The 12159-nt window shown below is 47.6% G+C and carries 14 protein-coding genes; 5 read left to right on the plus strand and 9 right to left on the minus strand.

Features of this window, described 5'->3' with window-relative positions; genetic code table 11:
- Nucleotides 1-82 precede the first annotated feature (82 nt).
- The 6 genes from chrA to PPA03S_RS10125 form a co-directional block, all read right to left on the minus strand.
- Nucleotides 83-628 (minus strand): chromate efflux transporter ChrA, encoded by a 546-nt coding sequence (gene chrA / locus PPA03S_RS10100; RefSeq protein ID WP_062322378.1) that lies wholly within the window; start codon nt 626-628, stop codon nt 83-85.
- Between the two features lie 3 nt (nt 629-631).
- A complete protein-coding gene (gene chrB / locus PPA03S_RS10105; RefSeq protein WP_062322380.1) occupies nt 632-1219 on the minus strand; it encodes a chromate efflux transporter ChrB in 588 nt (195 codons plus the stop codon).
- Nucleotides 1220-1231: 12 nt separating this feature from the next.
- Entirely contained in the window at nt 1232-1726 is a 495-nt protein-coding gene (chrS, locus tag PPA03S_RS10110; protein ID WP_062322382.1) for a chromate efflux transcriptional regulator ChrS, read from the minus strand.
- A gap of 324 nt (nt 1727-2050) precedes the next feature.
- Nucleotides 2051-3163, minus strand: coding sequence for a PAS domain-containing sensor histidine kinase (locus PPA03S_RS10115; protein ID WP_062322384.1), 1113 nt, complete (start codon nt 3161-3163; stop codon nt 2051-2053).
- Nucleotides 3156-3806 (minus strand): response regulator, encoded by a 651-nt coding sequence (locus PPA03S_RS10120; RefSeq protein ID WP_053780067.1) that lies wholly within the window; start codon nt 3804-3806, stop codon nt 3156-3158. Before PPA03S_RS10120 ends, PPA03S_RS10115 begins: the two co-directional genes overlap by 8 nt.
- Nucleotides 3807-3968: 162 nt before the next feature.
- The gene (locus PPA03S_RS10125; RefSeq protein WP_062322386.1) at nt 3969-4400 is read right to left on the minus strand and encodes a GAF domain-containing protein; all 432 of its coding nucleotides are present in this window, start codon (nt 4398-4400) and stop codon (nt 3969-3971) included.
- Nucleotides 4401-4782: 382 nt separating this feature from the next.
- Between PPA03S_RS10125 and PPA03S_RS10130 the strand changes: the two genes are divergently transcribed.
- On the plus strand, nt 4783-5559 hold the full coding sequence (locus PPA03S_RS10130) for a Crp/Fnr family transcriptional regulator (RefSeq protein ID WP_245683566.1): 777 nt from the start codon (nt 4783-4785) through the stop codon (nt 5557-5559).
- 261 nt (nt 5560-5820) lie between these two features.
- Entirely contained in the window at nt 5821-6891 is a 1071-nt protein-coding gene (locus tag PPA03S_RS10135; protein ID WP_062322388.1) for a serine hydrolase domain-containing protein, read from the plus strand.
- Between the two features lie 94 nt (nt 6892-6985).
- On the opposite strand, the gene PPA03S_RS10140 is transcribed toward PPA03S_RS10135, so the two are convergent.
- The 3 genes from PPA03S_RS10140 to PPA03S_RS10145 form a co-directional block, all read right to left on the minus strand.
- The gene (locus PPA03S_RS10140) at nt 6986-7528 is read right to left on the minus strand and encodes a GNAT family N-acetyltransferase (RefSeq protein WP_062322390.1); all 543 of its coding nucleotides are present in this window, start codon (nt 7526-7528) and stop codon (nt 6986-6988) included.
- 84 nt (nt 7529-7612) lie between these two features.
- Nucleotides 7613-7768 (minus strand): hypothetical protein, encoded by a 156-nt coding sequence (locus PPA03S_RS33250; RefSeq protein WP_167666007.1) that lies wholly within the window; start codon nt 7766-7768, stop codon nt 7613-7615.
- A gap of 153 nt (nt 7769-7921) precedes the next feature.
- Nucleotides 7922-8212: a hypothetical protein gene (locus PPA03S_RS10145; RefSeq protein WP_062322392.1), complete on the minus strand. Its 291-nt coding sequence runs from the start codon at nt 8210-8212 to the stop codon at nt 7922-7924.
- Between the two features lie 222 nt (nt 8213-8434).
- Here PPA03S_RS10145 and PPA03S_RS10150 point away from each other — a divergent pair, with 222 nt between their 5' ends.
- From PPA03S_RS10150 to PPA03S_RS10160, 3 genes are all read left to right on the plus strand, one after another.
- On the plus strand, nt 8435-9940 hold the full coding sequence (locus PPA03S_RS10150) for a DUF6359 domain-containing protein (RefSeq protein WP_245683574.1): 1506 nt from the start codon (nt 8435-8437) through the stop codon (nt 9938-9940).
- Nucleotides 9941-10088: 148 nt separating this feature from the next.
- Entirely contained in the window at nt 10089-10718 is a 630-nt protein-coding gene (gene cdaS / locus PPA03S_RS10155; protein WP_062322395.1) for a sporulation-specific diadenylate cyclase CdaS, read from the plus strand.
- Between the two features lie 198 nt (nt 10719-10916).
- Nucleotides 10917-12023 (plus strand): Leu/Phe/Val dehydrogenase, encoded by a 1107-nt coding sequence (locus PPA03S_RS10160; RefSeq protein ID WP_062322397.1) that lies wholly within the window; start codon nt 10917-10919, stop codon nt 12021-12023.
- Nucleotides 12024-12159: the final 136 nt, after the last annotated feature.

Consider the following 12159-nt stretch of genomic DNA (forward strand, 5'->3'; position numbering starts at 1 on the left):
CGCCCTAAAACTTGTACATATATCCGCATTGGATATAAACACATTGTTCTGTGACGTTCCTTCGAATTTGAATAATGAATGATTACATCGTATGAGACAGCACCAGCGCACCGTATGCAAAAGCAATGACAATGAGGATGGCCGGATGCAGTTTGGTTTTGGTCATGACCCAGAGTGAGATGCCAGCGATGATCAGAGTCTGCCATATGCCGATGGAATCGGTGGATACCTGACCGAACTCCCAGGTAAGCAGAATCATGAGTACAGCGATCACGGGCTGTACGAGCAAGGTCATGCCCTTCACCTTGGGGGAAGTACGATGCTTGTTAAGCAAACGGAGCAGCAGGATCAGTGCGGCGGCCGAAGGTACAATTGTGGCGAAACTGGCAATGAATGCGCCAAACCAGCCAGCCACCTGATAGCCTACAAATGCGGCAATTTTGGTCGCGATCGGACCGGGAAGTGCATTGCCGATGGCGAGCACATCACCGAATTGTTCCGTGGTCATCCATTTGTAGTGATTCACTACTTCTTCCTGCATTAGCGGAATGGAGGCAGGGCCGCCTCCGTATCCCAAGATGTTGGCTACAAAAAATCCCCAAAACAATTCCCACCATGTCTGAAGCATCGCTTAGGACACCCCCTTGTCGGAGTCGCCTCTGGATTTGAAGCGCTGGACGACATCCAGATGAAAGACGCCATATCCGAGGAAGACGGCAATGACAATACCGGGGTGAATGTCCAGCAGCTGCAATAGCACAAACGCAAGGACACCAAACAGGAGGGCAAAGGTCGTGCCGAGTCCCTTCCATGCTTTCTTGGCGAACTCGTAAGCCATCATGCCGAGCATAACGAAAATGACCGGGCGTACGGCTGCCACCATGCCTGCTACGACTTTGGATTCGCGCAGTGCGTACATGGAACCCAGGAGTGCAATGATGGCAATGCTCGTCGGCAAAATGTGGGCCAGAACGGACACAATAGCGCCCAGCACACCTTTGGTTTTGTAACCAAGATACGCAGCCATCTTGGTGGCAATAGGACCAGGCAGGGCATTCGCAATGGCCAAAATCTCGCCAAATTCCTCATCGCTGACCCACTTATAACGGGTAACGGCTTCGTAACGGATCAGTGGAATAACCGAAGGGCCGCCCCCATATCCCAACACTCCGGTTCGTACCATTCCGATGACGAGACCGTTGTAATCTTTCCAACTCATGCTGTTTTCCTCCTAGAGTCTCATGCCCATTCGGCTTTTATATCGTTTTAACAACAGTTGTGACTCTACCTTGACGATGCCCGGCATCTTGTAGAGCTTCTCCAGCAGGAACTGCTCCATCTCTTCCATATCTGCAAAAATACCATGCATGTGCAGGGTACTCGGGCCTGTCATATGATAGAGGCTGGTTACTGCGGGTTCTTCGTCCAGTTTCGCTGCCACTTCATCCAGGAATAGCGGTTCTACATCGACATTGAAAAAGGCAGAGACCTGAAGTCCAACTTTGCCCGGATTGATAACTACGGTGAAGCGTTCAATGATTCCCTTTTCGGATAACGCGTTAATGCGGGCCTGAACAGCCACACGGGACAATCCAATCTGTGTCCCCAGATCGGTGTAAGATATCCGGCTGTTCTGGTGAAGAGCGGCAATGATTTTACGATCCATTGCATCCAAATTGTGCATTTGCGGGATTTCTCCTCCCTTGGAGGAGCGTTTCTCTGACATGGTTGACCATCCTTTTCTTTCACTATATAGAATGAAGTAATACGATAAGAGATACATGCAATAGGTATGTGGCATTCATATTCTAATGACGAATCGTAATGGGAGTCAATAGATTTATCGTGAATGTTGAATTTATCTGATTCCAAGCTTTCATTTTGTCAATTACGCCAATCAGATACGAGGAACGAAAAGTGGGCTGCAGACATGAATTGAAAAAAAAGACTATTCACGGAGTACTCCGTGAATAGTCTTTTTGCAGGGAGGCTATAGTCTATAAAGGAGATACCCGACAACCGGGGTGTTCAGTCCCGGTACACGATCAAGTTAATGAACCGCTTTGGGCAGGCAAAGGGTAACGACAGTTCCTTCCCCTGGCTCCGAAGATACGGTTAGAGTACCTCCGGCTCCGCGGGCTCGTTCCTCCATACTGAATAGACCAACACCGTTGCCAGCCGTCGCACCGTTGAACCCTGCGCCATGGTCCTCGATCTTCACAACGGTTGTCTCTTCCGAATCTTCCACCGTCACAAGGGCTTCTGATACATCGGCATACTTGGCCACATTGGTTAACGCTTCCTGAATAATACGGTACATGGCGATCTCCCGATTCATCTCCAGTCGTTTTCGCAGGTTGCATTCCAATTCCACTTCAATTCCATAATGGCGGGTGTAGTTCTCAATATAGGTACGAATGGCGGGGACAACGCCCAGATCATCCAGTACGGATGGTCTGAGCTCCCACGCCATGCCGCGTACATCCTCCATAATGCCCGTAACCTGTTTCCGCAGTGCTTCTAAGCCAGGTTGAGGCTGGTCCGCCAGCAGTCGATCCATCTGAATAACGAGGGAGAAGAGGCTCTGTCCAATGCCGTCATGCAGTTCGCGGGAAATGCGCCGCCGTTCCTCTTCCTGAATATTCATCACCTGGGTCATCATCGTCTGCAACTCGGCTTCAACCTGTTTCAGCTTGGTAACCTCACTCCGTACTGCCAAATACTGATAGGGATCTCCATCGTTATCGAGGAAGGGAACAATGGTGGTATTCACCCAATAATGGCTGCCATCCTTGGCGCGATTACGGATCTCTCCGTTCCAGACTCGTCCGGAAGAGATGGTTTCCCACAGGGTCTTCATAAAGTTCTTGCCGTGATAACCCGAATTAATGATCCGGTGATCCTGTCCAATTAATTCTTCCCGATTATATTGTGAGATTTCGCAGAATTTATCGTTCACATACTGAATCTTTCCTTTGCGGTCCGTGAGGGCGACAATGGACGACTCATCCAGGGCAAACTTCAAATCACTGAGTTGATGCAGAGAACCCTTCAGCCTGCTGCGAAATTCTGTATCTGTAATGTGACCGTCAATATCCTTCAGTAACTGACGCACAGGCTGATCAGCAAATCCGCTAAGTCTGTTTTCGCGTGTGCTACTCAAAGTTCAACAACCCCTTTTTCATCGCAAATTTCACCAATTCGGGCCGGGTGCGCAGGCCAAGCTTCTCCATCAGGTTACTTTTGTGAGATTCGACCGTTTTGACACTGATGACCAGATGTTCAGCAATTTCCTTATTGGCATAACCTTTGGCGATCCAGGACAAGATCTCTTTCTCTCGCTCGGATAACGTGTCATACGGTCCGGCGTTCTCCTGCTTGGCTTTGTCCAGGTATTCACTCATCAGCCGCTTGGTCGCACTTGGGTACAGATAGGCGCTACCCTCTGCTACGGAACGAATAGCGGCGAGCAATTCTTCATGCGGCGCACTTTTGAGAATATATCCGGATGCTCCCGCGTGGATGGCGCGGAACAGATACTCTTCATCGTCATGCATGGTCAGTATCAGAATGGAGACATCCGGCATCAATTTCTTCAATTCAGCAGTAGCTGTCAGACCGTCTTTGCCTGGCGGCATGCTGAAATCCATCAAGACCACATCCGGTTTCAGTTCTTGTGCCTTGGCAATAGCCTCGTCCCCATCCGCTGCGTCTCCAACAATATGTATATCATTCTTACCGTCGAGCAGGGCAATCAGCCCGGAGCGTACGACTACATGGTCGTCGACAACTAATAATTGAATCACATCATTATCCTCCTGTCCGGTTCCACAGTTCTTTCTTTATCATACCAAAAAAGAAAGCCATTCAGAGGGGAATCTCTGAATAGCTCTCTTTTCTCTGTAAAAAGTCCTGCTATTCCCATAAAGAAATAACAGGATTTCTTAGCCTATTGCGGCCAACTATCTTTATCCATAGACTTTTGGCTGCAGCTGTATAGCGACCTGTTCGGTCAGACGGACCATTTCCGGTGAGAACGTGCAGGGTAATCTGCTGCCAAGGAGCAACACGGCTCCAGGAATACTTCCTTGCTGGAACACAGGCACGGCTATGGCACATACCAACCGCTCCGCAAGCATTAACGGGCAACGGCCGGGCGTATGCTCCCCGGTGGACTGTGCATCAGATAGAGCGGTGCGTCCAGTCCGAAGTGCTGTGCCAACCAGATCTTGTCCGGGACGCATCTCCATGCGTTTCACCCGTTCGTTGCTCGCGCCGGAGGTGTACTTCCAGCGCAGCATCGTCCCGGACAGACAGGCCAGTCCGCAAAAATCGCTGGAGGTACTCAGGCGCAGGACGTCGATCATCTCCTGAATGCCAGATGGGAGTTCATCATGCATAAGAGGACACTTCCTTTTTTGAAATCATACCGTACGTTATCGTGTAATCCATATCAATATCGTTAACCTGTGGTAGGGAACATCTTAAAATAAGGGTATTTCGCTGCTGCTTCTATTGTAGCCTCTTTCTTGTGTATTGTAATTCAGGGAAAACCCCTATTTCCGTTCTGCAATTTGCTGATCCTGTTTATAAACAGGCCCTCAGGCCAGGTATGCCGTAGCTTTTTTCGATTAAAGAGTCGTATAGGGATCTGATAAGTGTGACTTATCTCACAGCAAATTCAGGGAGTTTCTCGCTCAGGTTCAGGTAATCCCCCGATAACCCCCAAGCTATATTCGCGGTATGATAGATACATAAGGAACACCGAGGGGGACGATGGTAATGAGTACGATATTCACAGAAAGAACAACCCAGGCGACACAACAAGAACAGACGGAGGCGAGCCAGATGACACGGGAAACAGGTGGAATCCTTTCGTTCGTTACAGCTGAACAGTGGGGGTTGATCGAGGCCAAGATGCAACCGAAACGGGTAAAGTCGGGATACAGTCTCTTTCTGGAAGGTGATGAAGCCGGATATCTGTACTACATTCGCTCGGGAAGAGTGAAGCTGACCAAGTCGACCGAGGATGGCAAAGAAATCATTTTGTCGATTCAGCAAACCGGGGATCTGATCGGAGAGTTTGGCGGCATTGGCGGATTGACTCATAGCTACAGTGCAGAGATGTCAGGCAAAGGGGAGCTGGGGATCATCTCGCTCAGTGATTTGGAAAACGTGCTTAGCAAACACGGTGACCTTGCCTTGAAATTCCTGCAATGGATGGCGCTCGCCCAGCGTATCACCCAGTCGCGTTTCCGTGACCTCTTGCTCTATGGCAAAGCCGGTGCGCTCGCATCGACGCTCATTCGTGCCAGCAACTCGTATGGTAGAGTTACGCCGGATGGCATCGTGCTCGACATGAAGCTGAATCATACCGAGTTGTCGGAAATGATTGGTGCCACGCGGGAGAGTGTAACGCGTATGTTGGGAGCCTGGAAAGAACAAGGGACGCTGGACACCGTGGATGGAAAGCTGATGATTCGTGACCTGGCAGCCTTGCGCTGCATGTGCGGATGTCCTACATTTCCAAGCTGCCCGGTAGAGCTGTGCCGATTGTAAGGAAAGCAAGTTGAATAGAGTTGTACCTTCGATGGCGATTGGGGTCGTAACGGAGAAATCAAAAAAAGGCTGATGTCGATTTACTCGGGGTCAGCTTTTTTTGGCGTGGTTAACATTAATGAAGTAATCTTGTTAAGCTAACGGGGCAGGAAAATCAATAATTGGGAACGAATACATAGTTTGGTTTGTCAAAATTTGATGATTAGTGTGATTTCAACATTCGAGTAATAAAAAGGATCATAAAAAGGAGTAAAGTTTGCCATGATGGATTTACACAGTTTTGTTTCAGATTACATAAAAGATAAGAAACATTTACAGCTTGTTATCGGGATTGTTAGGGAGGGAAATGTTGAATACTATTCATTTGATAATAATAAAAAGAAAAGGTTGATCCCTCCTGAAAATAAGTTGTTTGAAATCGGCTCCATAACCAAAGTTTTTACATCGCTACTTTTATTGGAAATGGAAAAAGAAAAACTGCTTTCCTCGGATGACATGGTTGGTAAGTTCGTGCCAAACGTTAAAAACGATTATTTGAATAAAATTAGCTTGAGAAGCCTTGCTACTCATACCTCTGGATTACCTATATTGGCAACCAACCACAATTTGGCTAAAAAAAGATCGAATCCTTATTCAATGTATACCGAGCAAGATTTAACTGCTTTTTTATCTAATGCTGATTACACAGATAGCATTGGTTCGTTTGGATATTCGAATATCGGTGTGGGTTTACTGGGATACATACTATGTAAGGTATCAGGAAGTACATATGACGAACTGTTAAAAAAATATATTACGAGTCCTTTAAAGATGAATGAGACAGCCGTGATGCTTAATTCAGAACAGAATGGCAGGTTTTTGGATGGACATGCTTCAACTGGAAAAAGAGTCCCTCATTGGGATCTTTCTATACATGAAGGAGCTGGGGGGATTAAGTCATCTGTTAGGGATTTGAGTTTATTTGTCCAAGCCAATCTAAATGATGATCATCCGATAGCCCCTACACTACAAAAAAGTCATCTCCCTATATGGATCGGAAATTCAAACCGTTATTTTGGCTGGGGTGAGGATAAACTTCTAGATAAAGATATCCTCTGGCATAACGGGGGTTCAGCTGGTTTTAATAGTTATCTAGCTTTCAATAAGGAACTCCGTGTAGGAGTTGTATTACTATCCAATTATTCTTTTTTCTCGAATGTTCTTATGGATTATTATGTTGCTCAATTGATCAAATGGATTACTAAAAAAGAGCCTTCTCAAGGAACGATGATAGACTCTATAGGAATAAAAATATTGGAAGAAATCATCCAGAGAGAAACGTCATTAAAGTAACGGGAAAGGAAGCTATGAACCACCTGAACATTAGGTGGTTCTTCTTATATCTAAACATGAGTCGTACAGTGAAAGGTTTTGGGTGTAGGCACGCTTAACCTTCATCCTTCCCGCTTGCATATTCCTTTCCAAGAATCGAATATAGACATGAATCATGATATTCCCCTTTGTAAAACCAATGCTCTCGCATCAGACCTTCACGCTGCATGCCAATCTTCTGCATCACCTTCTCGGAAGCCTTGTTGTTCGGGCGGCATTTTGCATAAATCCGGTGTACGCCAAGTGTATTGAAGCCAAAGCCAAGCATGGCTCGGGCTGCTTCGGCAGCATATCCTTTTCCCTGATAAACGGGATTGAGCACATAACCGATCTCAGCGTTCGTCTTTTCGATGTGAAGGCCAACACCGCCGATCAGGATGCCTTCATCTTTCAAGCATATCGCCAGTTCGAAGCCCTCTCGTGGTTGTGTTTGCTGTGAATTCAGCACAAATTCTACATAAGCTCGCGTATCTTCTTCCGTATTCGGTCCCCATGCCGTATGCTGAGTCACTTCTGTCATGGATGTGTAGCTATGTATACTTTCCCAATCTGTCTCCAGAATATCCCGGATGATGAGTCGTTCGGTCTCCAATTGCATCGCTATCCCCTCCTTATTAAACAAAAATAGCCCAATAACCGATTCGTGTAAAGAATGGGTTATTGGGCTATATAAGTAGGGATGCTATTGTGGTTGTTTATATTCAGCTGCCGGATACGTATAAGCCAGCTTGCGGATGATTTCCTTTTGCCATTTGGTATCGCCCAGATTGGTTGCCAGGTTCAGAAGATCCAAATAATCGTCGAGCTGCAGATCAGCCTTTTGCAGAGTTGTATTCATTCGATGTTCGTTCCCCTTTATCTATAAAATCGTTAAGTCATGTACAGTAAACAGAAGATGAGAGACAAGCTCAAGAATGATAATCATTATCATAGTTATATTATCATTATGCAACGAACAATGGCAAATTGCAATGCCAAGAATCGAATGAATTTAACTTTTTTTCGAAAAAAGGCTCATCCACAATACATAGGGAATGTACACGCCCAGATATGCGGAAGGATAGAGAAACCATCCATTCAGCAGGAAATGATGAATTTCTGTGGTGAATGTCGTCATATGGGTATTTGTAGCGTATACATCGCTTGCAATAACGGTCGCTGCGCTATAAAAGCAGAGCAGGGCAAGCACATGGAACACCCGAATGACGATCCGGGAACGGAGCGCAATAAAAACCATCACAAGTGGAACAATCAGCAGAAGCAGAAGAAATAGAAGCTTCATCGTACAAGTCTCCTTTGGGAACCTTTTGTTAACCAGTATGGGCAAGCGTTGTAAGTTCCAAAAGTTTTTTCAAACATTTTACAAAAAGAAAGAGGAATTCATCATATGAACGATTAAATTAAAGGAGATAACCCATTATCAGGTAACTACGAGGAGGAGAAGGCACGTATGAAGAAAGCGATATGGCCACATTGGATCGGGGCATTCCTGGTCTTTATCCTGATGGCAACGGCATTGCTGGGACCTGGTTCACAAAGTCCGGTACAGGCGGCCGCACCCCTTACGGTATCGCAGGCTATCGCCGCCCAGAGTGGCGGAGGAACAGCAACGGTAGAAGGATATATTGTTGGACATGCTACCGGATCGCTCACAGCCAAGTTTACATCTCCGTATGCCAATGACTTCAACGTCCTGATTGCAGATTCTGCAACAGAGAAGACCAACGCGAAATTGCTTGATGTGCAGATCCCCGCGTCGTACCGTTCACAATACGGACTGGCTTCCAATCCGAATCTCGTGGGGCAGAAGGTGATCGTAACCGGAACGCTTGGTGCCTACAACAGCTATGCCGGTGTTAAAAATCCTACCTCCATTGCACTCTCCTCTGGAACAACCAATCCTAACCCTGATCCAGGCACGACGCTGCCAGATGGTACTGGGAAGAAAGTATTGTTCGACAACACGCATGCTCAGACAGCCGGGGCTGCGGACTGGATCATTGATGGGGCATTTTCGGACTTTGCCAATGGTTTGCGAAACGCAGGCTTTGCCGTGGATCAGCTGGAACGCAGCATCCCGTATACATTCGGTGAGCAAGCGATCACCTTTAATAAATTGAAAGATTATGATGTCTTCGTTATTGGCGAAGCCAACGTACCTTTCAAAGCGACAGAGCAGGCTGCGCTGCTGCAATATGTACAGAATGGTGGCAGTGTCTTCTTCATAGCCGACCATTATAACGCAGACCGAAACAAAAACCGCTGGGACTCCTCTGAAGTATTCAACGGCTATCGCCGGGGTGCATTCCTGAATCCAGCCAAAGGCATGTCTTCGGCAGAAGCCGAATCTCCAGCCATGCATGGCGTGACCAGTTCTGACTGGTTGGCATCCAACTTCGGTATTCGTTTCCGCTACAATGCACTCGGTGACGTTAATGCAACGGATATCGTTGCACCTTCGCAGTCGTTTGGTATTACAACCGGTGTGAGCGCTGTAGCCATGCACGCAGGTTCCACGCTTGCCATTATTGATCCGAACAAAGCCAAAGGTCTGGTGTACGTGCCTAGCGGGGTGTCCAAATGGGGCAACGCGGTTGATCAGGGCGTGTATAATGGCGGTGGACGGGCTGAAGGAGCCTATGCAGCGATCGCCAAGATTGGTGCAGGCAAAGCGGCATTTATCGGCGACTCCTCACCTGTTGAGGATGCCACTCCGAAATATCTGCGTGAAGAGACAGGTGCTTCGAAAAAAACGTATGACGGATTTAAAGAAGTGAACGATGGTGTATTTCTTGTAAATACCGTGAAGTGGCTGGCTGTGAAAGAGAGCTATACAAGTCTGGCACAAGTTTCCGGACTGACATTAGATACACCGACCAGTCTGCTGGCTATTGAAGCCCCGGCTTCATCCACCGAGCCGCAAACCGAACCTTGGGCTGTGCCGGCAACCGGGTACAAATGGTATGATCCTACGACGTTCAAGTCAGGTTCGTACGGAAAAGCACAATAAGATAAGCATAAGGTGAAATATGCGTATCATCGGCCTGTCTGCACCCATTTATTGCAGACAGGCCTTATTTTGCATAAATGCCTGGAGCTGAGGGAAACGTATGGGTAATTATGAATGATGAGCGAAATGCACAGGAAGGGAGGAAGTCATGATGAGTCGGCAAGCAGATTGCGACAGTTCATCCATGAGACAGAAACTCAAAGGGGATCTTCATCGTGTGGCGGACCGAATGAACCTGACGTTATCCCGCTTTGACAATGACAGTGTGTGTCTGCTGAGCCAATTCGCGGAGATTCGGGCCGAGATCAAGCAGATCGAGGTACTTGCTTCCTCCTTTTATCTGGATTGTTACCTGTCTCCCTTTACAGAGAAATTTGCCGAGCTGACTGCCAGTGTCCAGCATTTGTCTGATCGCAGATATGGTGCCCTCATCGTGATCGAACGGGAAGTGCCGCTTGACCAGATGATCCATTCCGGGGTTGCGGTTGATGCCAGAGTCACGCATGCGTTGCTGGAATCACTGTTTATCCCGGGGGCACCATTGCATGACGGGGCTGTACTGGTCCGTGGCAACCAGATTGTATCCGCCGGCAATGTATTGCCCTTGTCGCAGGCGGTTGCACAAGAGCGGAAGATCGGCACACGGCACAGGGCTGCACTGGGATTGAGTGAACTGACGGATGCCGTTGTGCTGGTCGTATCGGAAGAAACGGGTCAGGCTTCATTCGCCGTGGATGGAGAGCTGCATCCCATTAACGTGGTTGAAACCTTGCCATAGAATCATGCGGACCGGCCTGTATACGGATTCCATGCTGGAGTAATTGAACCTTTTTCCCTGTGAAGAGAAAAAGGTCTTTTTGTCACATCCTAGAGGTAATTTAGCACAAACTTGATATTCATGGGTACAATAGAGGATGGAAGATCGACGGAATGATGTGAATCGATTGTAAAAATGGTTGGAGGAGACGATTAACACATGAGTTGGTTTGAAGCAATGGAGCATCATGATTATGAGGAACTGGTACTATGCCAGGATAAAGCTTCTGGACTAAAAGCAGTTATTGCTATTCACGATACAACACTCGGCCCTGCGCTGGGAGGCACACGGATGTGGACCTATGCTTCGGAGGAAGCAGCCATTGAAGATGCATTACGGCTTGCGCGGGGAATGACATATAAACATGCTGTATCCGGGCTGAACCTGGGCGGAGGCAAAGCGGTCATTATCGGTGATCCGCGCCGTGACAAAAGTGAAGCCATGTTCCGGGCTTTCGGTCGATATATCCAGGGACTGAACGGGCGTTATGTGACTGCTGAGGATGTAGGAACAACGGAAGAAGACATGAATCTGATCTATCAGGAGACCGACTATGTCACAGGGATATCGCCAAGCTACGGCTCTTCCGGTAATCCATCCCCGGCAACAGCGTGGGGTGTATATCGAGGAATGAAGGCCGCTGCAAAGGAAGCATTCGGTACGGACTTGCTGGAAGGCAAAACCGTCGCTGTACAGGGTGTAGGTAACGTGGCGATGCGGCTGTGCAAATATCTGTACGAAGAAGGTGCGCATCTCATGGTTACCGATATTCATAAGGATTCCGTGAGGCAGGCTGTAGATCAATTTGGTGCGAAGGCAGTAGACCCGGCAGACATTACTGGAGTGGATTGTGATATTTATGCCCCATGTGCATTGGGCGGTACAATTAATGACGATACGTTGAAACAGCTCAAGGCCAAGGTTGTGGCAGGCTGTGCCAATAACCAGCTGCTGGAGGAGCGTCATGGTGACAAGCTGCATGAGATGGGGATTGTATATGCACCAGACTATGTGATCAATGCAGGTGGTGTAATCAATATCGCGGATGAGCTGAACGGCTACAATGCGGATCGTGCGTGGAGTAAGGTCGGAGAGATCTATAATAATCTGGAGAACATCTTCAATATGTCGCGTACCGAAGGCATTGCCACGTATATTGCCGCAGATCGGCTGGCTGAACGCCGGATTGAACGGATGAAGAATACACGCAGTACGTTTCTGCAAAATGGTCATCACGCGCTGAGTTCCCGAAGACTGCGCGGGTGAATGTTAAGAGTCACATAAAAATGTAAGACAGCTTAGAGACAGGCATTCGTATGAGTGCCTGTTTTTGCTTTTTCGAGTGATTTACAGTTTACTTTAAGGCGATTATCAAGTGGCTCTGCTAATATTAAAATAAAAT

The organism is Paenibacillus pabuli NBRC 13638 (genome assembly GCF_001514495.1).
Lineage (GTDB): Bacteria > Bacillota > Bacilli > Paenibacillales > Paenibacillaceae > Paenibacillus > Paenibacillus pabuli.